Raw genomic sequence first — 23,230 nt, 5'->3', positions numbered from 1 at the left:
TAATGCAAAAAGTTGGCTTTTTCCGATCCATTCAACTGAAATTCATTATTATATTCATCCTGCTGCTGCTTGTGGCCATTCAGGTAATCGGCTCGTATTTCGGAAGTGAACTGGAAAGCGAGCTGTTTGATAACTTTAAACAACAGATTAATCAGCGGGTGGATTTGCTGGAATTGAATCTGGAAGAGGCTTTTAATAAAGAGCGGACAGATGGTTCGAATGGAATGACGCTGCAGGAGGAAGTACAGAACATAGTAAGCAGCAACAAAGGCGCTCCCATTACAAAGCTGCAGGTAATTGATAAACAGAGCAGGGTCATGGCTACAAGTGATTATTCTAATTTGAACATTGTTGGAAAAAAAACAACAAACGAATTGATTAATCAGGTTGTGCGCTTTGGAATTGCTCAGGATACCAGACAATATAATGTGGACACAGGAAACCGTGTATATCGAAAAGCTATTCCCATTTATGATGATGAGCAGACCCAGGTTGGAACTATTTTCCTTGAAGCATCGCTGAAAAATGTCTATGATCAGCTGCAGCAAATAAATCGCATTTTTGTGCAGGGGTCTATTTTGGCGATTACCGTTTCTGCTTTTATGGGGATTCTGGTTGCCAGAACGATTACAAAACCGATTATGGAAATGCGCAGACAAGCCCAAACGATGGCACGAGGCGATTTTTCGCAAAAAGTAAATGTCTACGGTACGGATGAAATTGGACAGCTTGCTGAGACGTTTAATGATTTAAATGTACGATTGAAACATTCAAGGGCATTAACTGAAGAAGAACGGCGAAAACTCAGTTCTGTGTTATCCAATATGTCGGATGGGGTTATTGCGACGGATAAGTCCGGCGCAGTTTCTTTAATGAATGATGCTGCAGCAAAATTGCTCAGTGTCGACCCTGAAGAAGCGCAGGGCGCCTATTTGATGGACCTGCTGCAGCTTGATGAAAAGACGATTGATATTTCGGACTTGCCTGATACCGGTTCGATTATTATCGATTTCAGTGAAGAGGACAGTATTTTCCTAATTCGTGCCAACTTCTCCACGATTTCTGATGAAGAAGATGATATTACAGGATTTATTACGGTTATCAGCGATGTTACAGAACAGGAAAAAGTGGAACAGGAACGCCGTGAGTTTGTCTCCAATGTTTCACATGAGTTGCGGACCCCGCTTACAACAATGCGGAGCTATATTGAAGCATTGTCGGAGGGCGCATGGGAGGATAAGGAAATCGCGCCGCGCTTTCTCGGTGTGGCACAAAATGAAACAGACCGCATGATCCGCATGGTAAATGATCTGTTGCAACTGTCAAAAATGGACAGCAAAGAACTCCCGCTGCAGAGGGAAAAAGTGGAATTTATTGAACTTTATCACCATGTTATCGACCGCTTTGAAATGAATGTGGAAGAAGGAATACATCTGGTGCGTGATCTGCCTAATGGCAAGTATTATGTCTGGATGGATAAAGACAAAATGATTCAGGTAATGGACAATATCATTACAAATGCCATTAAATATTCACCTGAGGGTGGCACAATCCGGTTCGGGGCTACCAAACAGAAAAGCCAATTGCTGATCAGTATTGAAGATGAGGGCATGGGAATTTCCTATGATAAAGTTGATAAAATTTTTGAACGGTTTTACCGGGCTGATAAAGCAAGAACCAGAAAGCTTGGAGGCACCGGACTTGGTCTGGCCATTTCAAAGGAACTTGTGGAAGCACATCACGGCAGGATTTGGGCGAAAAGCAAAGAAGGTAAAGGGACAACGATTCTCTTTACACTTCCGCTGATGAATAAGAAGCGGAGGGGTAAAAAATGAATGCTGAAACGGTAAAGTCAATTATTTTATGGGTCTTGGTGTTATTAAGTTTATTGCTTACATTCAGTCTATGGAACTTTCAGCCTAATCTGGAGCTTTCCAACAGCAGTGAATATGTGGATCAGGTTGATCTGGGTGGAAAAGAAGTTACCAAAGAGGAAATTATCGAACCGAAATCGATTGTTTTTCATAATGGCAATACCTATTACGGATTCTCCGATCCGAAAGATATGCAATCGTTATATCATGATATGCAATCATGGGAAATGTATAATTTTCAGTTTTCCGGGCAAAACGGGGAACCATCACAGGAAAAACAGCTTGAGATTATTTTCCCGGAATCAATGCCAATGCAAATGGCGAAAACGCTGTTTACATTTAACGAAGACAAGTCAGTACCGGAATGGAGCTTTAAAAAGATTTTTATTACGTTTAATACCGATGACTCTGTTTTGAATGTTATTTTCGTTGCAGAAAACGGGGAGCAGCGGGCCAGCGCTGTTGTAAACAATTCCAGAAAATATGACATGCTTTGGAGCTATCTTACGACATTTGAAGGTTTGAGGGAATACATGCTGGTTGAATCCGGAAGCAGACCGTACTATGTTCCGAAACATCAAATTAAAATGAACCGGAAAGTGCTGACAATTAATACAATTAATCCGTCGTTATTGGTTGATGCGCTGTTTCCCACACCCGACGTTGTCAGCCGGAATGAGATAAATGAGAGCCGGTTATATTTTTCAGATGGTATTCGCGGAATGCGGGTGGATAAGAATATACAACGCATGCAATTTGATAATCCGTATCAGTCAACAAGCAGACCACTTACAGATGTGGAACTGATTACGCAGAGTGTGCAAAAAATCAATGCTGCTAAAGGCTGGACCGGCGAATATAATCTGATGCACATTCAATCACCAGACAATATCATTACGTATCAGATGTACTACAACGGTTTCCCTATATACAGCACGCTTGGTCTTTCCGTGATTGAGCAGAAATGGCTGCCGACGGAAATAAGTGTGGAATTGAACATGTATAATCGCCCGTTGTTTCAATTAAACAACTTGATAAATGAAAATACGGTAACATTGAAACCGGCCTCCGGGGTTCTAAGTTATTTAGAGAACAGCTCAACCTATGAATTGGAAAATATCAGCGATTTACGGGTCGGTTATTACTTATCTTATCAGGGAATTGACACGAACAATGTTGTTCAATTGCAGCCTGGCTGGTTTATGGAATATAGTGGAAAATGGCAGCAAGTTGAATTTAACGATGAGATGCAATTTCGGGAAGGTGGGGCTGAGGATGCAATGGAAACAGATTAAAGTGTTATTTATCCTTTGCTTTCTCGTTCTGGATATCTATTTACTGGTGATGTTTTTTCAGAAACAACAGGATGCGGAAGATTTGGGAATAGCTGAATCATTGACTTCAACTGTTGAAGACCTTGAAGACGAAAATATTAAAATTGAAGCTGATTTGCCTCAGCAGCAGCTGGAGGAGTCATTCATATCGGTAAAACAGAAGAACTTTACTAAAGAAGACGAAAAAGTATTGGATGACAAGACAAATCTGGAAGCAGTACGAATAAAAGACAACTTGATGATTGGCAGATTTGAGGAGCCTGTTTCCTTGCAGGAAAATGGTTCGGATGATGTCATCGCAGAGCAAGTGAAATCATTTATTTTGTCTCCGGAAAGCTACACATTCTGGGATTGGAATAAAGAACTGAATGTGCTTGTCTTTTTCCAGCAAAAGAATGATCGGCCGATTTATTTTAATCAAAGCGGAATTGTCCTCGTTTTCCTGAATGATGAAAATGAAATGATTTTCTTTACACAGACAATGCTGGGTGAACCGCAGTCACCGGGGGATACCAATTCATTGATTAAGCCGAAACAGGCAATTAATGTACTGTTTACCAATAATATGCTCGTCTCCGGCGATGTGGTTACAGATGTAAGTATCGGATTTTATACACGGTACCCGCTTGACAGCGGGGTAAAGGTATTTGCTCCGACATGGGCAATTACAGTGAATGAAGAAGAAAATTTTTATGTCACGGCTATTGAAAATCGTGTGTTTTCCAGTGATGAGCAGCAATTTCTGGAAAATGCAGCAAGATCCATCTTTAATAAAGTGCGAACAACTGGAGAAGAGACCGAATTAAAAGAATTTGTCTTGAATCATATTAATCAGAAGCTAACAGAAGTTAATCGGAGTGAGACAGAATGACATTACGATTTAGTGTACTCGCATCGGGAAGTACGGGGAATGCATTTTATATTGAATCAGACCGGGAAAAAATACTTGTTGATGCAGGTTTGAGCGGGAAACAGCTGGACAGGCTTTTTGCGGAAATTCAGGTGAATCCGGCAGAGTTGTCCTGTATACTGGTAACGCATGAGCACAGTGATCATATAAAAGGGCTGGGAATTTTTGCCCGTAAATATAATCTGCCTATCTATGCCAATGAAAATACATGGAAAGCAATGGAAAACGCAATCGGTTCCATTTCATTGGATCAGAAATTTATGTTTGGAACAGGTGAAGTGCAAACATTCAGTGATATAGATGTGGAATCGTTTGGCGTTTCCCATGATGCTGCAGAACCAATGTTTTTTACCTTTCGTCATAACCGGCAAAAAGTAGCACTCGTTACCGATCTTGGATATGTTTCGGAACGGATCAAAAAGACGGTGGAAGATGCGGATGCGTATATTTTTGAAGCCAATCACGATGTCAGCATGCTGCGGATGGGACGTTACCCGTGGAATGTAAAAAGACGTATTCTCGGTGATTCCGGCCATGTTTCCAATGAGGATTGCGGTCTGGCTCTTGGCGATATTATTTCCAATCGGACGAAGCGCATTTATCTGGCGCACTTAAGCCAGGATAATAATATGAAGGATTTGGCCCGTATGTCGGTTTCCAATGTGCTGAAGGAACGCGGGATACAGCTTGATCTGCAGGATACAGACCCGAAAACGGCAACATCACTTTATGAGGTAGTATAATCATAACCCCGGAAACAGACAATAGTATAGAACTGTATTTGATGTTATTCAAAAAGTCCGTTAAAACTTTTTGAACATGTACTATAATCCTTTGAATTGAAGGAGATGGGTCAATGGGGTACTTTGATGAAGATTATGTACCGAAGCCGAAAAAGGAACGGCGATGGCTGGTTCCAGTTCTTTCCGGGATAATCATTGGTATGATAATTGTCCTGGCAGCATTGCCCGGTATATTGCAATCAGGCATACTTCCCGAAACATGGGTTAACAGCAATCAAACCGCCGATTCGGGAACTGACGGCAATGGCATAGGGTCAACTGACTATGTTTCCGTGGATGTATCAACGCAGATTACTGAAATGGTGGATGAAGTTTCCAAAGCAGTTGTTGGTGTCATTAATATTCAGCGTCAAGGCGACTTCTGGGAGCAGCAGGAAAATGATCAGGCTGGAACAGGCTCCGGTGTAATTTACAAGAAGGAAGATGGATATGCGTTTGTCATTACCAATCATCACGTTATCGAAGGCGCTGATACTGTTGAAGTGGTTTTGTCAGATGATACACGTGTCCAGGCACAAATTCTCGGGAGTGATCTTTTTTCCGATCTGGCGGTTTTGCGGATGGATGCCAAACAGGTTGAGAACACCATCAATATGGGTTCTTCGGCAACCGTGAAAGTCGGTGAACCGGCTATAGCAATCGGGAATCCGTTGGGAATGAAATTTTCCGGATCGGTTACAACCGGTGTCATCAGCGGTAAACAACGGACAATTCCACAGGATTTCAACCAGGACGGTCGTGCTGATTGGCAGGCGGAAGTAATCCAGACGGATGCTGCGATTAATCCCGGAAACAGTGGCGGTGCACTGATTAATATTAAAGGTCAGCTGATTGGGATTAATTCAATGAAAATTAATGAAACGTCAGTCGAAGGGATTGGATTTGCGATTCCAATTGATACGGCAAAGCCGATTGTTGAAGAGTTGGAGACAAAAGGTGAAATCACCCGGCCATATATGGGGGTTGAAATTTATTCCCTTGATGAAATCCCGCAAACTGAATGGGATCAAACGTTAAATCTCCCAAACAATGTTGAAGGTGGTGTCTATGTCTGGACCGTCGATTCGTTATCACCCGCAGATCAAGCCGGCTTAAAACGGTTGGATGTTATTACAAAAATCGATGGCCAAAAAGTTATGAACATGATTGATTTACGGAAGATCCTGTATGAGGAAAAACAAGTCGGTGACTCGCTGAAAGTGACGTTTTACCGCGACGGCAAGAAAAAAGAAACGACAATCAAGCTTGGTGTACAGAAATAAGCTATCCATTAAGGGTAGCTTATTTTTTTATGGGAAGATGTGGCCCGCGGTCCGTTGCTTTAGTGCTGTTTTTCACAAATGTTAGAGGTTGGTATTAAAGTGCTGGGAGTTTTTAAAAACGTGTTAGAAGTTCACAATCAAGGTGCTGGAAATCCACAATTAGAACCGACAGCCATCTTTTCACAAGAGAACCGGTTACGATTAGACACGCTGATTTGCCTGCATAGCGGGTTTTGATCACTATTCCTAAAAGTTATCCCCAACCTGTGAATAAAATGTTTATAAAAACTATATATGGTATAGAACAAAAATTCTGCAACAAAATAGCTGCGAACATTTGTGCATATGTGGATAACTTTGTGGATAGAAAGCAATTTTACAAAACAAAAACAGCACAAGGAGTCCGGAGAACCTGTTCCCGATGCTGTTTTACAAAGATATTTCCAAATTATTTACTCAAGTGTTTTTCCGGGTGCATGCTGCCAAATAAGAATCAATAGGATAAGCGTTACGATATCAAGCCTTGCCTGAACAAGGAATTGTAAAATACCTTCGTTTGCAGTAAGAACAGGGATCTTCGTAAGAAAGAGTGCTGCCAGCATGATAAAAATAAGTGGTGCCGTCGCACGTTTTACATAAAGCCTTGCTATAATGAGCGCGCCGCAGACAATTTCAGTTAGAGCTACCAGAAACAGAAGTGTGTGCGGAAATGGCAGCCCCAAATCGGTGAAGACCAATTTGAAACTGCTATCAACCAATTTGAGAGTACCAGTTGAAATAAATACAAAGCCAATCGCATAGCATATCCATTTTTCGATGGATAAGTTTTTCATGAATACACCTCCACAGACGGTTTTTTTCATCTATATGCAGGATGCGGGACAACCTTGACAACCTTTTTCAGATAAAAGGCTCTTATCATTGCCATTCCGGTCTTTTCACCGTATAATTTCTTTTGTACATGAATAAAAGGAAGTGCAACTTATGATCAGACGATTTTTTTCATACTATAAACCGCACAGACGCCTGTTTATTGTCGATTTTACTTCAGCAGTAATTGTCGCGTTACTGGAACTTGCTTTTCCGATTGCAGTACAAGCATTTATTGACCGGCTGCTAATAACCGATAATTGGGATTTAATCGTGATGGTCAGTATCGGGTTGCTGCTAATATATTTGCTGAGCACATTTTTACAGTATGTCGTTACATACCTTGGCCATAAACTTGGGGTCAATATTGAAACCGACATGCGCCAGGATTTGTTTCAGCATGTGCAGCGGCAGTCATTCCGGTTTTTTGATAATACAAAGACAGGCCACATTATGAGCCGGATCACCAATGATTTGTTTGATATTGGTGAACTTGCCCATCATGGACCAGAGGACTTCTTTATTGCGATTATGACGTTTGTTGGTGCATTCTGGTATATGTTCTATCAAAATGCACAGCTTGCCTGGATTATTCTGATTGCTGTGCCGATTCTCGTATTCCTGATCACATACAGTAATATTAAAATGAATCAGGCATGGCGTGCGATGTATCGCGATATAGCAGAGGTAAACGCGCGAGTTGAGGATGCAGTGTCAGGCGTCCGTGTCGTACAGTCATTCACGAATGAAACATATGAAATGGATCGTTTTACAAAAGATAACTACAGTTTCCGGAAAGCGAAGATTGGGGCTTACAAAGTAATGGCTTTTGTACATTCCAATATTTATATGATGATGCGGCTGATTATTATCATTGTTTTGGTTGTCGGAGCATGGTTAACGATAAATGACAGGCTGTCCACCGGGGAATTGGTCGGGTTTGTGCTGATTGTTAATGTGTTATTTAAGCCGATTGAAAAAATCAGCGCACTATTGGAGCTGTATCCGAAAGGCATGGCTGGATTTAAGCGATTTACCGATATTTTGGATGTTGCACCGGATGTCGTTGACCGGGACGACGCTAAAACGATGTCTTCGCTGTCAGGCGCTATTTCATTTAAAGACGTAACATTTGGCTATGAGAAAACGCAAGCACCAGTTTTAAGCCATCTTAGTTTTGATATTCATAAAGGTGAAACCATCGCATTTGTTGGCCCGTCCGGTGCAGGAAAAACGACGATATGCTCATTGATTCCACGATTTTATGATGTAAATGACGGGAGCATCACGATTGACGGAATCGATCTGCGTGACATGACAAAGGAGTCACTCCGCAAGCAGATTGGTATTGTGCAGCAGGATGTATTTCTATTTACCGGTACATTACGTGAAAATATTGCGTACGGAAAACTTGATGCGACGGATGAAGAGATTGAGCGAGCTGCACAACAGGCCCATATGGAGGAATTCATCCGCGAACTTCCGGACGGCTACGAAACACAGGTTGGAGAGCGTGGACTGAAGCTTTCAGGCGGTCAGAAGCAGCGGATTGCCATTGCCCGGATGTTTCTGAAAAACCCGCCGATTCTTATTTTGGATGAAGCAACTTCTGCACTGGATACCGAGACAGAGACGATTATTCAGAAGGCGCTGACTGAGCTATCCAGAGACAGGACAACGCTTGTGATTGCCCACCGGCTTGCCACCATAAAAAATGCTGACCGGATTATGGTCGTCACCAAGGAAGGCATCGAGGAAGAAGGAAGTCATGAAGAGCTGCTGCAGCGGGATGGAATTTTTGCCAATTTGCATAAGGTACAAATGCGTTAATGAAGAAAGGTTCCATTGTTACGGAAAACAGTGGAACCTTTCATTTGTCAGAACGCTGTATTTTTTGAAATAACAATGTCATTAAATACGAAATAAAGACAACTGCCACATCAATCAGGGATAGTTTAAACAGGTTAAATCCTTGATGAAACCGGGCCATATCAATGGCGTCCGCCAGCGATCCGAACCCGTATGCAAAAACAAAACTCCCGATTATGGCATAAATCCAGAAGTTTTTATTGCGTTTCATGCAATATTGATAAAGAAGCATGAAACATACCGGGAATAGCACAGTTGAAACAGTTGTCCCCTGTGGAAGCAGATAGGAAAGACTGTGCGGATGATTGAAGTAATTGTTGCTGGTTAAATAACTGTCCACTATGACCCAAAGAATATGATTGGAATAACCAAAGAAAGCAATTTTAAAAATATGTCTTCGGTCCACGACAATAAACCAGACAGTGAATGATATCAAAATGGTTAGAATATTAATCCAAAAAAATTCCGTCCCCGGGTTGGAATACAATTTCCAGTATTCCTTGATAAGACCGCCGAGTTCTTCTTTTAATTGATAAATCTGCTGATACAATTGCTGCTCTTTTTCGCTCATTTGCTTTGATACCCCTCTTTATCAGAAGATCACCCTAGTAGCTTAGCCATTTCGAAAGATTCTATACTATTTGGATATTATCCCCAATTTTCTGTGGATAACGTGTTAATAAGTTGTTAGCTTTCGCCAATTGATCCAATGATTGGTATAATAAAAACAGCAACATGGTTCGAATATCTAAACAATAAGGAGGAGAAACCAATGGAACGCTTAAGTGAGGAGCAAATTGAAAAGGAATTGGAAGCGGTACCGGATTGGAAACGGTTGGATGAAAAGTGGATTGCCCGCAAATACCGTTTTAAAGACTTTTTGAATGGTGTCCGTTTTGTTGACCAGATTGCCGAATATGCTGAGGAAAAACAGCATCATCCGTTCATTTCCATTGACTACAAAGCTGTAACATTGAAAATATCCTCATGGCAGATGAAAGGTTTGACAGATCTCGATTTTGAAATGGTCAATCATTTCGATGAATTGTACGACAAAGCAGCGAAATAAGTCGGGAAATTTGTCGATATTTCCCGGGAAATATTGATCCCTTATGCTGAGCCATAAGGGGTTTATTTTTTTGGCAGATAAGTAAGTGCACTGAGGTTGTCACCAATAAAGTTGGTGACAATTAAGTTTTCTAAAATTGAAGAAATATGCCACCATTTTCCTTTTGATTCGATTTATAAGATGAATGAGGAATTATTTTTATAAAATAATTCCAGTCATCACAGTGAATGGACAAAGGGGAAATGACACATGAATATTACTGAAGTAATAATCGCAGCCGGAAGCACCATGGAAGCAGTATATTACTATGAACACATACAGTTGATTGAGCCTGCACGGGAAAATAATCAGCGTATATATTCGAATCAGGACAGTGGAAATATCCGATTCATTGAACGAATGCTGAGATTGGGATTGACACCAGATGAACTGCACGTGATTTTTGAAATCAAACGGACACATCAGTGTACTACACCAGTCAAACACGACGCAGGATGCGGTGAACCTTTCGATCTATTCTTTGATGAATCAGTGAATAAATACACAGGAACAGTCCATATAGCATGTGCAAATAGTACCTATCTTCCATCTTTTATTGTAAATGGCTGTACGTGCTGGTATTCTTAAAGATACCATCTTTGATATATGCTTCAGTTGCTTATCTTCATAAAATGTCCAGTACCTGACATCACTCCATAGCGACAAACGCAACACCCTGACGATTCTGCACCACACATACATATACGTTTTACTACCACGATTAATAAATGTAATAAAGGATGTGAATTTGCTTATGCAGAGAAGTTTTATAAAAAAAGCTTCCATCTTCCTCGTTCTCGTGCTGATGGTTACCACAGCATTCATGTACGGAGGAAAAGCACCATTTTTCACAACATCCGAAGACTCCACACAAATTGCCTCAGCAAAATCTGTCCAACTTGAAGACAAAATTGAAGAAATCCTGCAAAATGAACATTTGGATGGAACCACAACGGGCGTGAGTATTCGAAATGCGGATACAGGTGAAGTATTATTCGAACGTTCGGGTGATAAACGGCTGCACCCTGCCTCCAACATGAAATTACTTACCGGAGCGGCAGCGTTTGCGACGCTCGGGCCAGATTACCGGTTTACAACCGAAGTATTAACAGATGGAAAAATTAAAGGCAGGACATTGCAAGGAAACTTGTATTTGAAAGGAAAAGGCGATCCTACTTTGATGAAAGAAGACTTGGATCAGTTTGCAAAGAAATTGAAGAAAAAGGGAATCCGGAATATTCACGGAAACCTGATTGCCGATGACAGCTGGTATGATGATGTCAGGTTATCGCAGGATTTGAACTGGTCGGATGAACCTTTCTATACGGGTGCACAAGTTTCGGCATTATCACTGTCACCAAATGAGGATTATGATGCGGGAACGGTTATTGTAGAAGTTTACCCTGCCACAGAAACGGGTGAAAGTCCTGAAGTGAAAATAACCCCGCAAACAGATTATGTAACAATTGTAAATAAAGCCCAAACCGTTGCAGGGGATGAATCAAAAGATATTTCGATTAAGCGTGAACATGGTTCGAACGACATCGTAATTAAAGGTACCATCCCGCTTGATGGTTCCAGATCAAGATCGTGGGTTTCGGTATGGGAGCCGACCGGTTATGCGCTGGATGTATTCAAAAAATCCCTTGAGGAACATGGGATTAGACTTGTCGGCAATTCGAAAGTAAAGAGGGGCATCACGCCTGAAGATGCCACTGTTCTTGTTTCAAGAAAATCAATGCCTTTGAAAGATTTGTACATTCCGTTCATGAAATTAAGCAACAATGGGCATGCCGAGATTTTGACAAAAGAAATGGGCAAGGTACTTAAGGGAGAAGGGAGCTGGGATAAAGGGCTGCAAGTGATTGAGGAGACTGTTGCAACGTTTGGGGTGAACGCTGATACCCTCCGGCTTCGTGACGGATCAGGTATGTCTCATAAAAATATGATTCCGGCCAATGAGATTTCCCAATTGCTGTATGCAATTCAGGATGAAAGCTGGTTTCCTGCATTTAAAAAGTCACTGCCTGTCGCTGGTATGTCCGAACGATTCGTTGGCGGGACACTGCGCTACCGGATGACCGAGGAACCGGCAAAAGGAAATGTCAGGGCGAAGACAGGTTCTCTGACAGGCATGTCCACACTTTCCGGGTATGTAGCGACCAGTGATGGACAGAAATTAATATTCTCTATCCTGGTCAATAACTATCTTGGGTCATCGTCCAACATAACTGCAGTTGAAGATAAAATTGCAACGGTACTTGCGAAGCATGAATTTAATGGAAATTAAATCTTCCCAAACGAAAACAGGGAGTGAAGAACCAGTATGGATTTTCACTCCCTGTTTGCTACTTAATAACCGACTTCAACAGCTGCATTCACAATATACATTAAATCGTTTTCGTCGTCCTTGTCCTCTAGAATAATACCACTTGAAGTCGCCATGCCGCCATCCGTAACATCAACCGTTACCGTTCCGTATGGCAGGACTTCTTTAACCTTGTCTGTGTCCAGTTCTGAACGGTCGAGCGGAACTGCAAGCCGGACATTTATTTTCATATTTTCAAGTTTCTGATCGGGTAAACTCTTTTCAATTCCCGGCATCGAATTCTGATAAATGGCGTCTTCCACGGCACGGACAGACGCTTTTGTTACATTCTGACCATGTACATCCATGCCGGTTCCAGTCTGTATGAAGAGAATCTGCTTCATCAGGTAACACTCCTTTTTGGATTGTCGTATAAATCTACTTCCCGTTAAGGAAAAAGCATAAACAACCAGAGATATTAGTCAATACTTCCCCAAACAAGCGAAATACTTTTCAAAGCCGTCCGGAAAAACTATGATAGTATTTTAACGACAGCGCAGAAAGAAGTGTTTTCACGTGCAAAAATCTATCAAACTTACCCTGCAAATTGCAGTTTTATATGGAATTTACAAGTTCGGCGAATGGATTCAGGTTGTCATGAACCTGTTCGTCCCCGGCAGTGTAATCGGACTGATCCTATTGTTTATCGCATTGCAGACAAATCTTATGAACGTTCGCTGGATTGAAGAAGGAGCATCCTTTTTTGTGCGTCACCTGACCTTGTTTTTCATTCCGGCAACAGTCGGTATTATGGAGTATTACGATGTATTTGAGGGAAAAGGCGTTCTGCTGATTTTTATCGTGCTTGTCAGTACTATCCTTGTCATGGGCAGCGCAGGCTTTATCAGCCAGTGGATGATAAAGAGAAAGGAATGGAACCATGATTGACATTATAATTGCAGCCAGTGCCATCATTGGTACATGTATCATTTATATCACTGCATTTACATTACATAAAAAAATCCAGCACACGTTCAGCGTCCCTGTCTTAACATCCACTGTAGCCATCATTATCGTGCTTGTTCTTTTTCAAACTTCCTATGAAACTTACATGGTAGGCGGGAAATGGATTGATGAGCTGCTTGGTCCGGCTGTTGTTGCGCTTGCCTACCCGCTTTATAAGCAGCGTGACATTCTGAAATCTGTATTCATGCCGATTTTAACTGGAACCTTTATTGGTGCGGTGGTTGGTGTATCCAGCGGTATTTGGCTTGCCAAAGCGGCAGGATTTGATGCGTTAATTATCCACTCGGTCATGCCGAAATCTGTAACAACCCCTGTCGCCATGGCTGTTTCCAGTTCGGCAGGAGGCAATACGTCCCTGACCGCTGTTTTCGTTATGATTGCGGGAATCGGTGGTGTCCTGTTTCATAAAAGTATCTTTAAGCTGTTTCGGCTCAACCATTACCTCGGCCGCGGGGTCGGCATCGGCAGTGCCTCCCATGCCATCGGAACCGCCACCATCATGGAAAACAGCCAGACGGAGGGATCCGTCAGCACAGTTGCCATGGTTTCGAGTGCGGTGATTGTGTCGGTTGTAACGCCTGGGTTGATGGTGGTTTTGTTGTGATTATAGGTATACTGTGGGACGGAGGGACAGGTTCCTTGTCCCACTTGATTCATTTGGGACGAGCAACCTGTCCCTCTGTCCCGATTCCCTCTGTCCCGATTCTACTGAATAAGCTGACTAGACTCCAGTATTCCCATTCCGTAAACAAGCAGTAGTGCCAATATAACGGCTAGGCCTAGGTAAAGGATTAATGCACGAATTTTTGTTCCTGCAGATGTTTTATAATAGGTCTTTGCCCGGTTAATTTCTGCACGGATTTTTGTTAGTTTCTTTTCGTTTTCCTTGATTGCGTGATTTAGGTCTGTGTTGATTGGGATGTTTTCATAAAATGATAGTTCATAACTTTTCAGTTTGTTTAACATGATAGATAATATCTCTTTTTCTTTGCTGAGCTTTTTAAGGTGATTCCGCTTCTTTTCCTGAATGACAGGGAGAGCGGATCCAGAATCTGCTGAAAGGTATTCGTTAATTTCATTTAACCGATAGCTGAGTTTGTTTTTCAGGGAAATAATATTCGCTGAACCCTGAACTTCCGAATTGCAAAGATTCGGTTCAGATGCAGCAATGTGTTTCATCTCTTCATTAACTTTTGTCAAAACACTTTCTTCATAGTTCATAATTTCCACTTTTGCATTGTCCTTGAACCGGTCCCACCAGGTGAAAATACCAAAAATGAAAATCAGAATAATAATCGGATCCGGTGACAGGAAGATAATTGGAATCATAGCCAGCAGTCCGATGAACCATATTTTCGTTGACAGAACGGTAACAATGCGACCTCCGTCAAGCGGGGAAACCGGAAAAAGGTTAAACAGATTTATTAGTGCGCCAAGCTGTATAATCAGTCCCCAGTATGGGTCTTGTGTGACCAGGTACAATCCGATTGCAGGAAGGATGGAAATTAATCCTGCTAATGGGCCGCCATATGCTACAAAAAATTCTGTCTCGGCATCTTTTATTTTTTTCGGATCAATCCCGATGGCTGCGCCCATAAATGGAATGAAAATGGCGGGACTGGTCGGGATTTTCTTAAGTTTTGCTGCGACGAGATGTCCCATTTCGTGGACAAAAATGAGGTAGACGATGGCAAAAGCGAATTTCCAGCCAAAAATTAATGCATACCCGCCCAATGAAACAAACATCGAAGCAAGCGTCGCAAACTTTCCGATCTTAAACAGGGCAAGCACCCATTTCCCTTTTGCCAGAAGGAACAAACCGATTGCAATGATCCATCCCCACAAGCCTTTGTTTGACCTGTGTCTTGCATTTGTTGCCATATATGCTTTACCTCCTATGTAACACACTTTCGATTTTGATTTATTTTATCATATTAACCGGGTCTTTCGCGCAGGATTCGCGGCTGCCTCGCTATGATTATATGTTAGAAAATAAATTGTTATCAATTTATTATTTTCTGCAACAATATGGTTAGGTACAAGCAACGCAAAAACTGAAAAATGATAGATGAGCAGTCGGTTTACTCATTGACTGACACGCTTTGACCAGATTGTCTTCTGATTGTGATACAATAAATCCAACAATACGCGAGTCAACAGTATAAAAATCGCGCAACATCGGCACAATATCGCGCGACAACCACCCCAATTCATGCGAACCTCCCCAAGGACCGCCCCAACCCCAATCCAATAAAAGCATTGACGAAGCGGAGGCCAAAACATGAACATCAAAATTATCGCAGTCGGTAAATTGAAGGAAAAATATTTAAAACAAGGGATTCAGGAGTACCTAAAACGGCTCAGCACCTATGCAAAAGTTCAAATTATAGAAGTCGCTGATGAAAAAGCGCCAGAGAACATGAGCGAGGCGGAAATGCAGGAGGTGAAGCATAAGGAAGGTGAGCGGATTCTCAGCAATATCGGGCAGGATACATATGCTATTACGTTGGAGATCGAAGGGAAGATGCTCAGTTCGGAGCAGCTTGCTGCCAAAATGAACGATTTGGCTACGTATGGAAAGAGTAAGGTAGCGTTTGTGATTGGCGGATCGCTTGGGATTAGTGAGGAAGTGCAGCATCGCAGTGATTTAGCGCTGTCGTTTTCCAAGATGACGTTTCCGCATCAGGTTATGCGGCTGGTGTTGTTGGAGCAGGTTTATCGGAGTTATCGTATTAATAGGAATGAACCGTATCATAAATAATGGTAAGGAAAAACTACTTTTTGTTAATGGTGAAGTGATAACAGTTGATGCTGGTTGGACTGTGCGATAATCGCTTTTAAAATAATATTATATAAATAACCATCCCTGCTAACACTGCAGGGATGGTTATTTTTTGAAAAAGAGACAAGCTTTTTGGCGCCATTATTGATTCAGCTGGGACAGGGAGCCTGTCCCTCCGTCCCGCTTTACCGTTCCTGCGTCTGCTTCGTGAACGCCATGACGGTAAAAATCTTTATACTCAGGCTTCATTGGTTTTTGTCCCCGGATGATGTCTGCTGCTTTTTCCGCGAGCATCAACACTGGTGCATGGATATTTCCATTTGTTGTATGCGGCATGGCGGATGCATCGACTACCCGTACATTATCCAGACCGTGAACCTTCATCGTCTCCGGATCTACGACTGCCATCGGATCAGATGCTGGACCCATTTTTGCTGTGCAGGATGGGTGGAGTGCTGTTTCCGCGTCCTTCGCTACCCACTCCAGAATTTCTTCGTCCGTTTGAACGGAAGGACCAGGTGAAATTTCACCTGTACTGTAAGGTGCCAGCGCCGACTGGGACAAAATATTCCGTGAAACGCGTATTGCCTCAATCCATTCCTGGCGATCCTTTTCGGTAGACAGATAGTTAAATACAATGCTTGGATACTCAAACGGATCACGGGACTTAATTTTCAGGCTGCCGCGGGAGTTGGAGTACATCGGTCCAACGTGTACTTGAAATCCATGCGCTGTATCCGCTTTTTGTCCATCATACCGAACCGCAAGCGGCAGAAAATGAAACATTAGATTCGGATAATCCACTTCGTCATTCGAACGGACGAATCCGCCGCCTTCAAAATGGTTCGATGCTGCCGGGCCAGTACGTCCAAGCAGCCATTGCAAGCCGATCCAAGGCATTTTTGCTTTATTTAAGCTGGGTTGTTCCGAAACCGGCTGCGGGCAGGCGTGCTGAATATATACTTCAAGATGATCTTCAAGGTTTTCACCTACACCAGGCAGGTCAACAATCGGATCAATGCCAAGTGAGCGCAAATGGTCAGCATCTCCTACACCTGACAATTGAAGCAGCTGTGGCGTATTGAATGCACCACCGGCAAGGACTACTTCGCCCGCATTAACATGATAGGTTTTTCCATTTTTTTGGTATGTTAACCCCGTAGCTTGCGTACCATCAAAATTTATATTCGTAACATGAGCACGTGTCTCTACTGTAAGGTTTTTGCGTTGCATGACAGGACGCAAATATGCGCGTGAAGCGGAAACACGTCTGCCGTTGTGTACATGGCTGTCAAACGGGCCAAACCCTTCTTGACGAAAGCCATTTACATCTGGTGTTCTCGAGTAACCAGCCTCAACTGCTGCATCGAAAAACGCTTGAAATAACGGATTTGTTGCAGGTCCGCGTTTTAATTTTACCGGACCATGGTGTCCGCGGTGTTCATCAGATGAGTCTGCTCCAAAGGTTGTTTCCAGTCGTTTAAAATATGGAAGACAGTGGGCATAGTCCCAGCTTTCCATACCCGGATCAGATCCCCAGCGATCATAGTCCATCGGGTTCCCGCGCTGATAAATCATGCCGTTGATGGAACTTGATCCGCCAAGCACTTTCCCCCGGGCATGCGCAACACGCCGCCCATTCATATAAGGTTCTTCATCCGTGGAATAAATCCAGTCATAGAAACGATTGCCTGAAGGGAACATCAAAGCTGCCGGCATTTGAATAAACAAATCCCAAAAATAATCACTGCGCCCCGCTTCCAGAACAAGAACACTTTTATTCTTATCAATACTTAGACGGTTACCAAGTACAGAACCTGCACTGCCACCGCCCACAATTACATAGTCGTATGTTTGATTCATCTGTAAAACCTCCTCAAGATTGTTAAATGAAAATACAAGGAATTTGAAAAACATTCATCAAAAACTTCTATCTTGCTGAAATTAATTGGCAGGATTTTCTTTCATTTGCTTGGGGAATCCAGCAATCCAGCAATCCAGCAATCAATTTCCTCTTCTCTTATTTTAAGTTTGTTAAATATATTTTTAACAAATGAAACAAAATAAATATAACATTAATTATTGAACTTGTAAATCTCGAATACGTCACCGAGTTATTGGTATTTTGTTATTATTTTTACTAGGTATGTTAAATTTGTTAAATTTAAATTTAATATTGTTAATACAATTATGCAATCAGCGTTTGTATTTGTCAAACGCTGAAAAAATATAAAATCCCTGTACCGCTGTTAACACAATCCGTGAAAAAAGATGAAATAAATTATCAAGTTTGACAAAAAACTATCTTACGTTATTCTATTATATAGAGTTAATGTTAAAAAAATATTAAATGAATTTATTTCATTTAACAAAGGAGGACGGAATTCACGATTCAATAAATATAATTAGTTAATAGCATGCTTGGCAAAGGTGTGTTTACTCTTTAATAGATATTTGCCAAAACCAAAATCAGAAAGGTGTATGTCATTTAATGAGTTTTCGCAAAGTAAGTCAATTAATTTTATTAGCCGTTTTGCTGGTTGTATTGGCAGCTTGCGGTTCAAATAGTGGAAGTGATGGTTCGGACAGTTCAAGTGAAAGTAAAGGAACAATCACGTTTGGACAGATTAACTGGCCTGAAAATATTGCAGTTACCAATCTGTGGAAGGCAATTTTGGAAGATAAGGGTTATGACGTGGAGTTAAAACTTATTGAGATGGGGCCGCAGATGTCCGCATTAGCTCAAGGAGAACTCGATGTGGCACCGGAAATTTGGCTGCCGGTGCAGGATAAGAGTTATTATGAAGAGTATAAAGACGATGCTAATTTCTTCGAAGACCCGTGGTATTCTAATGGGAAAGTCGGACTGGTCGTTCCAACGTATATGGAAGATATAAACAGCATTAAAGATTTGAAGGAAAACAAGAAGAAATTCAATGGCGAAATAGTTGGTTTTGAACCCGGGGCAGGAACAATGCTGGTAACGGAAGACGTTATCAAAGAATATGGTCTTGATTATAATTTGATAGAGAGCAGTACAGCAGCAATGGTTACATCCATTAAGGAAGCGGTAGCAGATAAAGAACCTATCGTTGCACCGCTGTGGAAACCACATTATGTGTTTGCTGAAGTGGACTTGAAGTTTTTGGATGACCCGAAGAAAACCTATGGCGGAGTAGAAAAAATTTACATGGCAACCCGCGAAGGATTTGCCTCCGACTATGAAAAAGTCAGTAAATGGCTGAAAAACTTTAAATTGAACGACAAGCAGCTTGGTGACCTAATGCTCAGTGTTAAAAAGCATGAAGACAATCCTCTTAAAGGTGCTAAACAATGGGTAAAAGAAAACCAGGATCTGGTTAAAAAATGGACAAAGTAAACGAAAGGGAAAAGGGACGAGTCTCTGCATGAGATCGTCCCTTTTCTATAAATAAGGATATTTTGATATTACCGCTTAAGAAGTTTTCACTGTTCCGGAATTTAAGTTGCATATCCGTAATTTTCATTATAAGATAGAAGAAATGTTTAATTAATTATGAATGAATTTAACAATGAGTATCTAAAGAGGTGCCGCAATGAAAGAGAATCAAGACAATGTAAAGTATGAAAAAACAAAAGATAAAATTGAGCAGGCTGAACGTTTGATGGTTAATACGATTGCAGAAACAATGGATCTTTATGGTGTTACCCCCTCGGTGGGACGTCTGTACGGGATGATGTATTTCAGACACCAGCCAATTACCCTGGATGAAATGAAGGATGCACTCGCGATGAGCAAACCAAGCATGAGTACATCTGTCAGAAAACTTCAGGATATCAATATCGTTCAAAAGGTGTGGCAGAAGGGCTCAAGAAAAGATTCATTCGTAGCTGAAAAAAATTTCTTCAATTATTTCTCTCATTTTTTTGGTATGAAATGGGAACGTGAAGTGGAAATGTTTCAAGTCAGTATCCGGAAGACGCAGGAACAACTCAATGAGGTAATTGAAGATAGTGAAACAGATGAAACATTACGGGAAAGAGCTATGCTGGATTATCAGCAACTTGAGGATGCCATGGTATATTATCATTGGCTGGAGAAGCTTACCAAACTCACGAAATCCGGTGAAATATATGATTATATACCGTTGGATGATGGGACATAGGGACAGGCTCCTTGTCCCATTTTTGCGTTAACTGGGACAAGGAACCTGTCCCTTCGTCCCCCTATTGACATAAAGTTAAATATGGTTCATAATGTTGCTAATTTATAAATAAACATATATATGCAATTTTATACAATGATAGTAATGATCGGGAATCAGTAAATAGTCCTCAGGTGAAAGAGAGTAAAATTCATCGGCTGAAAGATTTTACAACCTGCAATGCTATTGAACCTGTCCCTTGAGCTGTTGGGCAAAAAACCTGACCGATTTCCTGCGTTAAGGGGTTCTTGAGCGGATACTGGAATTCATTCCAGTATCAATGAAGGTGGTACCACGGAGACAATGCGCTTCCGTCCTTTTTATAGGATGGAAGGGCTTTTTTTAATTTCTGCAAAAAATGGGGAGGTGAATGAACTTATGAAAAAACAGCGAATTGTGGTCAAGATAGGCAGCAGTTCCCTGACTACGAAAAAGGGCGGATTGAGTGATGCGAAATTACGTGAGCATGTAACGGCAATTGCCCGTTTAAAGCAGCTTGGGCATGAGGTAATTCTCATTTCATCCGGAGCGGTTGCAGCTGGCTTCGCTGATCTCGGTTATCCTTCACGCCCTAAAACAATTGCCAGCAAGCAGGCCGTTGCAGCAGTAGGTCAGGGATTGTTGATAAAAGGTTATACGGAAGAATTTAAACGACACGGCATTGTCGCAGCACAATTAATGTTAACCAGAGAAAATTTCCTGCATAAAGATCAATATAACAATGCCAATGCTGCATTATCCGAGCTTTTAAAACGTAATGTACTGCCGATTATTAATGAAAATGATTCCGTGGCAGTGGACGAATTAACGTTCGGCGATAATGACATGTTGTCGGCCCTGGTGAGTGGTCTCGTTCATGCAGACTTTTTAATGATCCTCACCGACATCAATGGCATCTACGATCAAAATCCACAAACATATCCAGATGCAAAAAGGTATGATTTCCTTCATGACATTGATGACGAATTAATTCGTCACGCAGCCGGAACTGGTACAAAGGTGGGTACCGGCGGCATGAAATCAAAATTGGAGGCAGCGCAAACATCGTTGAATGTAGGTGTGAAAGTGTTTATCGGATTTCCCACCGGTGAAGAAAAATTTGTTGATGTCCTTGCCGGAAAAGGGGATGGAACCTATATCGGCGACACCTCCATCCCCAGTATGAACACGTCCAAGCAGTGGCTCGCGCTCCATTCCATTCCCAATGGGAAAATTGAAGTGGACCAGGGTGCTGCAGCTGCTATTTTGGAATATGGAAAAAGTCTGCTTCCTGCTGGCGTAACAAACATCTCAGGAACATTCCAGGCTGATGATGTCGTAAGGGTCGTCAACATTAATGGGGATATTATCGGGCGTGGCAAAGTGAATTTTTCTTCAGATCAACTTTCGGATATTAGAGGACTGTCTAGTACAGAAGCGATGATAAAAATAAACAGCAATCAACGCGTTGTGATTCACAGGGACAATTGGGTGAGTAAAAAACGAAAGGAGAATGAAGTATGACCGAAATCATGCAGAAAAGTGAGTTAGTTCAAAAGTCTGCAAAAGCAAAAACAGCTTCTTCCAAATTGGCAAAAGCGACGGCAAAGCAGAAAAACAACGCACTTCACGCCATTTCAGAACAACTGATCAACGAACAGGCATTTATTTTAGAAGAAAATAATAAAGATTTACTGGCCGGAAAAGAAAATGGAATGAGCGACTCGCTGCTTGACCGCCTAAAGCTGAATGAGGCACGCATACAGGATATGGCAGATGCCCTTATTCAGTTGACAAAACTTAATGATCCAATCGGGGAAGTGTTAGAGAACTGGGAACGTCCAAATGGGCTTAATATCACGCAAATCCGCGTTCCGCTTGGAGTAGTTGGAATGATTTATGAGGCAAGACCAAATGTTACGGTTGACGCTTCCAGCCTTTGTTTGAAAACAGGAAATGCCGTCTTGCTCCGTGGAAGTTCAACGGCGATCAACTCCAATAAAGCTATTGTCAACGTTATCCGCCATGCGCTTGAATCAAGTGATCTGCCGGTGGAGTCTGTACAACTGCTGGAAGACACAAGGCGGGAAACAACATCCAAAATGTTCAAATTGAATGAATATCTCGATGTTCTAATCCCGCGCGGCGGTGAAAAATTGATTCAGACAGTGGTTAAAAACGCTACCGTTCCCGTATTGGAAACCGGTGCAGGCAATGGTCATGTTTATATTGATGAAACAGCCGATCCAAAGATGGCGATTGATATTGCCATTAATTCCAAAACACAACGTCCGTCCGTATGCAATGCCTGTGAAAACATTCTCGTACAGCGTGATTGGGCATCCAATCATATAGCCGATTTAATAACGGCGCTGCAGGAAAAAGAAGTACAAATTTATGGAGATGAAACAGTACAACAGTCAGGAGCAGATATCACTCCGGCAACTGAAGAAGATTATGGTACTGAATATTTAGGGCTGGAAGTTGCATTAAAGGTTGTTGAAAACACTGACGAAGCTATTCAACACATTAATCAATATGGAACCAAACATTCTGAGGCGATTGTTTCCGCCTCAACGGAAAATGTGGAACAATTTTTCACAGAGATTGACGCTGCAGCTGTCTATCACAATGCGTCAACCCGTTTTACGGATGGATTTGAATTTGGATTTGGTGCTGAAATTGGGATTAGTACGCAGAAGCTTCATGCCCGTGGGCCAATGGGGTTGGAAGCATTGACGTCGAGTAAGTATGTTGTTAGGGGGAGTGGGCAGGTGAAGTAGGGATACCCCCTGCATCCCATTAAAAATATGTAGCTATTGGGGAAAGTAATTTTTAAGGCAATTAATCCTTTCTCATTCGAGTGGCTCATAGAAGAAGGTATGTGTGTGGTATAATTGTATTTAAATAACATGCTTATC

The 23,230-nt window shown here is 41.8% G+C and carries 21 protein-coding genes and 1 other annotated feature; of the genes, 16 read left to right on the top strand and 5 right to left on the bottom strand.

Annotated features, from left to right (window positions below; genetic code table 11):
• Positions 1–2 precede the first annotated feature (2 nt).
• From walK to HUX68_RS12720, 5 genes are all read left to right on the top strand, one after another.
• Positions 3–1,835 carry a cell wall metabolism sensor histidine kinase WalK gene (walK, locus tag HUX68_RS12740; protein ID WP_174615194.1) on the top strand — a complete coding sequence of 611 codons (1,833 nt, stop codon included), beginning with the start codon at positions 3–5 and terminating at the stop codon, positions 1,833–1,835.
• Positions 1,832–3,169 (top strand): YycH family regulatory protein, encoded by a 1,338-nt coding sequence (locus HUX68_RS12735; protein ID WP_174615193.1) that lies wholly within the window; start codon positions 1,832–1,834, stop codon positions 3,167–3,169. The genes walK and HUX68_RS12735 overlap by 4 nt, the downstream gene beginning before the upstream one ends.
• On the top strand, positions 3,150–4,079 hold the full coding sequence (locus tag HUX68_RS12730) for a two-component system regulatory protein YycI (RefSeq protein WP_174615192.1): 930 nt from the start codon (positions 3,150–3,152) through the stop codon (positions 4,077–4,079). Before HUX68_RS12735 ends, HUX68_RS12730 begins: the two co-directional genes overlap by 20 nt.
• Positions 4,076–4,861 (top strand): MBL fold metallo-hydrolase, encoded by a 786-nt coding sequence (locus tag HUX68_RS12725; RefSeq protein ID WP_174615191.1) that lies wholly within the window; start codon positions 4,076–4,078, stop codon positions 4,859–4,861. Before HUX68_RS12730 ends, HUX68_RS12725 begins: the two co-directional genes overlap by 4 nt.
• Positions 4,862–4,974: 113 nt before the next feature.
• Entirely contained in the window at positions 4,975–6,183 is a 1,209-nt protein-coding gene (locus HUX68_RS12720; RefSeq protein ID WP_174615190.1) for a S1C family serine protease, read from the top strand.
• A 452-nt stretch (positions 6,184–6,635) separates the two neighbouring features.
• Here the strand turns inward: HUX68_RS12720 and HUX68_RS12715 are convergent, their stop codons facing one another.
• Positions 6,636–7,016 carry a DoxX family protein gene (locus HUX68_RS12715; protein ID WP_174615189.1) on the bottom strand — a complete coding sequence of 127 codons (381 nt, stop codon included), beginning with the start codon at positions 7,014–7,016 and terminating at the stop codon, positions 6,636–6,638.
• A gap of 151 nt (positions 7,017–7,167) precedes the next feature.
• Between HUX68_RS12715 and HUX68_RS12710 the strand changes: the two genes are divergently transcribed.
• Positions 7,168–8,883: an ABC transporter ATP-binding protein gene (locus HUX68_RS12710; RefSeq protein ID WP_174615188.1), complete on the top strand. Its 1,716-nt coding sequence runs from the start codon at positions 7,168–7,170 to the stop codon at positions 8,881–8,883.
• Positions 8,884–8,923: 40 nt separating this feature from the next.
• Here HUX68_RS12710 and HUX68_RS12705 read toward each other — a convergent pair whose 3' ends face one another.
• Entirely contained in the window at positions 8,924–9,493 is a 570-nt protein-coding gene (locus HUX68_RS12705) for a hypothetical protein (RefSeq protein WP_174615187.1), read from the bottom strand.
• Between the two features lie 201 nt (positions 9,494–9,694).
• On the opposite strand from HUX68_RS12705, the gene HUX68_RS12700 reads away from it, so the two are divergent.
• The 3 genes from HUX68_RS12700 (at position 9,695) to dacB (ending at position 12,320) form a co-directional block, all read left to right on the top strand.
• A complete protein-coding gene (locus tag HUX68_RS12700; RefSeq protein ID WP_174615186.1) occupies positions 9,695–9,991 on the top strand; it encodes a 4a-hydroxytetrahydrobiopterin dehydratase in 297 nt (98 codons plus the stop codon).
• Between the two features lie 249 nt (positions 9,992–10,240).
• On the top strand, positions 10,241–10,618 hold the full coding sequence (locus tag HUX68_RS12695) for a MerR family transcriptional regulator (RefSeq protein ID WP_174615185.1): 378 nt from the start codon (positions 10,241–10,243) through the stop codon (positions 10,616–10,618).
• Between the two features lie 166 nt (positions 10,619–10,784).
• A complete protein-coding gene (gene dacB / locus HUX68_RS12690; protein WP_174615184.1) occupies positions 10,785–12,320 on the top strand; it encodes a D-alanyl-D-alanine carboxypeptidase/D-alanyl-D-alanine endopeptidase in 1,536 nt (511 codons plus the stop codon).
• A 62-nt stretch (positions 12,321–12,382) separates the two neighbouring features.
• On the opposite strand, the gene HUX68_RS12685 is transcribed toward dacB, so the two are convergent.
• Positions 12,383–12,742 carry a Lin0512 family protein gene (locus HUX68_RS12685; protein ID WP_174615183.1) on the bottom strand — a complete coding sequence of 120 codons (360 nt, stop codon included), beginning with the start codon at positions 12,740–12,742 and terminating at the stop codon, positions 12,383–12,385.
• Between the two features lie 172 nt (positions 12,743–12,914).
• Here HUX68_RS12685 and HUX68_RS12680 point away from each other — a divergent pair, with 172 nt between their 5' ends.
• Together HUX68_RS12680 and HUX68_RS12675 are read left to right on the top strand one after the other, a co-directional pair.
• On the top strand, positions 12,915–13,286 hold the full coding sequence (locus tag HUX68_RS12680) for a CidA/LrgA family protein (RefSeq protein ID WP_246206676.1): 372 nt from the start codon (positions 12,915–12,917) through the stop codon (positions 13,284–13,286).
• Entirely contained in the window at positions 13,279–13,968 is a 690-nt protein-coding gene (locus HUX68_RS12675; RefSeq protein WP_174615182.1) for an LrgB family protein, read from the top strand. The genes HUX68_RS12680 and HUX68_RS12675 overlap by 8 nt, the downstream gene beginning before the upstream one ends.
• 101 nt (positions 13,969–14,069) lie before the next feature.
• On the opposite strand, the gene HUX68_RS12670 is transcribed toward HUX68_RS12675, so the two are convergent.
• On the bottom strand, positions 14,070–15,245 hold the full coding sequence (locus tag HUX68_RS12670) for a site-2 protease family protein (protein WP_174615181.1): 1,176 nt from the start codon (positions 15,243–15,245) through the stop codon (positions 14,070–14,072).
• A gap of 400 nt (positions 15,246–15,645) precedes the next feature.
• Here HUX68_RS12670 and rlmH point away from each other — a divergent pair, with 400 nt between their 5' ends.
• Entirely contained in the window at positions 15,646–16,125 is a 480-nt protein-coding gene (rlmH, locus tag HUX68_RS12665) for a 23S rRNA (pseudouridine(1915)-N(3))-methyltransferase RlmH (RefSeq protein WP_174615180.1), read from the top strand.
• Positions 16,126–16,287: 162 nt separating this feature from the next.
• Here the strand turns inward: rlmH and betA are convergent, their stop codons facing one another.
• Entirely contained in the window at positions 16,288–18,009 is a 1,722-nt protein-coding gene (gene betA / locus HUX68_RS12660) for a choline dehydrogenase (protein WP_174615179.1), read from the bottom strand.
• A gap of 628 nt (positions 18,010–18,637) precedes the next feature.
• On the opposite strand from betA, the gene HUX68_RS12655 reads away from it, so the two are divergent.
• The 4 genes from HUX68_RS12655 (at position 18,638) to HUX68_RS12640 (ending at position 23,092) form a co-directional block, all read left to right on the top strand.
• Complete coding sequence (locus HUX68_RS12655) at positions 18,638–19,525, top strand: glycine betaine ABC transporter substrate-binding protein (RefSeq protein ID WP_174615178.1); 888 nt, start codon at positions 18,638–18,640, stop codon at positions 19,523–19,525.
• Between the two features lie 196 nt (positions 19,526–19,721).
• On the top strand, positions 19,722–20,291 hold the full coding sequence (gene cudC, locus HUX68_RS12650; protein WP_174615177.1) for a choline uptake/conversion transcriptional regulator CudC: 570 nt from the start codon (positions 19,722–19,724) through the stop codon (positions 20,289–20,291).
• A 135-nt stretch (positions 20,292–20,426) separates the two neighbouring features.
• Positions 20,427–20,652: a binding site (T-box leader), on the top strand.
• A gap of 56 nt (positions 20,653–20,708) precedes the next feature.
• On the top strand, positions 20,709–21,833 hold the full coding sequence (gene proB, locus HUX68_RS12645; RefSeq protein WP_174615176.1) for a glutamate 5-kinase: 1,125 nt from the start codon (positions 20,709–20,711) through the stop codon (positions 21,831–21,833).
• Entirely contained in the window at positions 21,830–23,092 is a 1,263-nt protein-coding gene (locus HUX68_RS12640) for a glutamate-5-semialdehyde dehydrogenase (RefSeq protein WP_174615175.1), read from the top strand. Before proB ends, HUX68_RS12640 begins: the two co-directional genes overlap by 4 nt.
• Positions 23,093–23,230 lie beyond the last annotated feature (138 nt).

Source organism: Virgibacillus ihumii (genome assembly GCF_902726655.1).
Taxonomy (GTDB): Bacteria; Bacillota; Bacilli; order Bacillales; family Amphibacillaceae; genus Lentibacillus; species Lentibacillus ihumii.
This window is presented reverse-complemented; position numbering and strand designations above follow the sequence as displayed.

Excerpts from the sequence above, each read along its gene's own strand:
- rlmH (WP_174615180.1), top strand. The coding sequence starts at position 15,646 with ATGAACATCAAAATTATCGCAGTCGGTAAATTGAAGGAAAAATATTTA.
- HUX68_RS12670 (WP_174615181.1), bottom strand. The coding sequence starts at position 15,245 with ATGGCAACAAATGCAAGACACAGGTCAAACAAAGGCTTGTGGGGATGG.
- walK (WP_174615194.1), top strand. The coding sequence starts at position 3 with ATGCAAAAAGTTGGCTTTTTCCGATCCATTCAACTGAAATTCATTATT.
- HUX68_RS12655 (WP_174615178.1), top strand. The coding sequence starts at position 18,638 with ATGAGTTTTCGCAAAGTAAGTCAATTAATTTTATTAGCCGTTTTGCTG.
- HUX68_RS12700 (WP_174615186.1), top strand. The coding sequence starts at position 9,695 with ATGGAACGCTTAAGTGAGGAGCAAATTGAAAAGGAATTGGAAGCGGTA.
- HUX68_RS12705 (WP_174615187.1), bottom strand. The coding sequence starts at position 9,493 with ATGAGCGAAAAAGAGCAGCAATTGTATCAGCAGATTTATCAATTAAAA.
- HUX68_RS12685 (WP_174615183.1), bottom strand. The coding sequence starts at position 12,742 with ATGAAGCAGATTCTCTTCATACAGACTGGAACCGGCATGGATGTACAT.
- HUX68_RS12710 (WP_174615188.1), top strand. The coding sequence starts at position 7,168 with ATGATCAGACGATTTTTTTCATACTATAAACCGCACAGACGCCTGTTT.
- HUX68_RS12730 (WP_174615192.1), top strand. The coding sequence starts at position 3,150 with ATGCAATGGAAACAGATTAAAGTGTTATTTATCCTTTGCTTTCTCGTT.
- dacB (WP_174615184.1), top strand. The coding sequence starts at position 10,785 with ATGCAGAGAAGTTTTATAAAAAAAGCTTCCATCTTCCTCGTTCTCGTG.
- HUX68_RS12725 (WP_174615191.1), top strand. The coding sequence starts at position 4,076 with ATGACATTACGATTTAGTGTACTCGCATCGGGAAGTACGGGGAATGCA.
- HUX68_RS12675 (WP_174615182.1), top strand. The coding sequence starts at position 13,279 with ATGATTGACATTATAATTGCAGCCAGTGCCATCATTGGTACATGTATC.
- HUX68_RS12715 (WP_174615189.1), bottom strand. The coding sequence starts at position 7,016 with ATGAAAAACTTATCCATCGAAAAATGGATATGCTATGCGATTGGCTTT.
- betA (WP_174615179.1), bottom strand. The coding sequence starts at position 18,009 with ATGAATCAAACATACGACTATGTAATTGTGGGCGGTGGCAGTGCAGGT.
- HUX68_RS12720 (WP_174615190.1), top strand. The coding sequence starts at position 4,975 with ATGGGGTACTTTGATGAAGATTATGTACCGAAGCCGAAAAAGGAACGG.
- HUX68_RS12695 (WP_174615185.1), top strand. The coding sequence starts at position 10,241 with ATGAATATTACTGAAGTAATAATCGCAGCCGGAAGCACCATGGAAGCA.
- HUX68_RS12735 (WP_174615193.1), top strand. The coding sequence starts at position 1,832 with ATGAATGCTGAAACGGTAAAGTCAATTATTTTATGGGTCTTGGTGTTA.
- cudC (WP_174615177.1), top strand. The coding sequence starts at position 19,722 with ATGAAAGAGAATCAAGACAATGTAAAGTATGAAAAAACAAAAGATAAA.
- proB (WP_174615176.1), top strand. The coding sequence starts at position 20,709 with ATGAAAAAACAGCGAATTGTGGTCAAGATAGGCAGCAGTTCCCTGACT.
- HUX68_RS12640 (WP_174615175.1), top strand. The coding sequence starts at position 21,830 with ATGACCGAAATCATGCAGAAAAGTGAGTTAGTTCAAAAGTCTGCAAAA.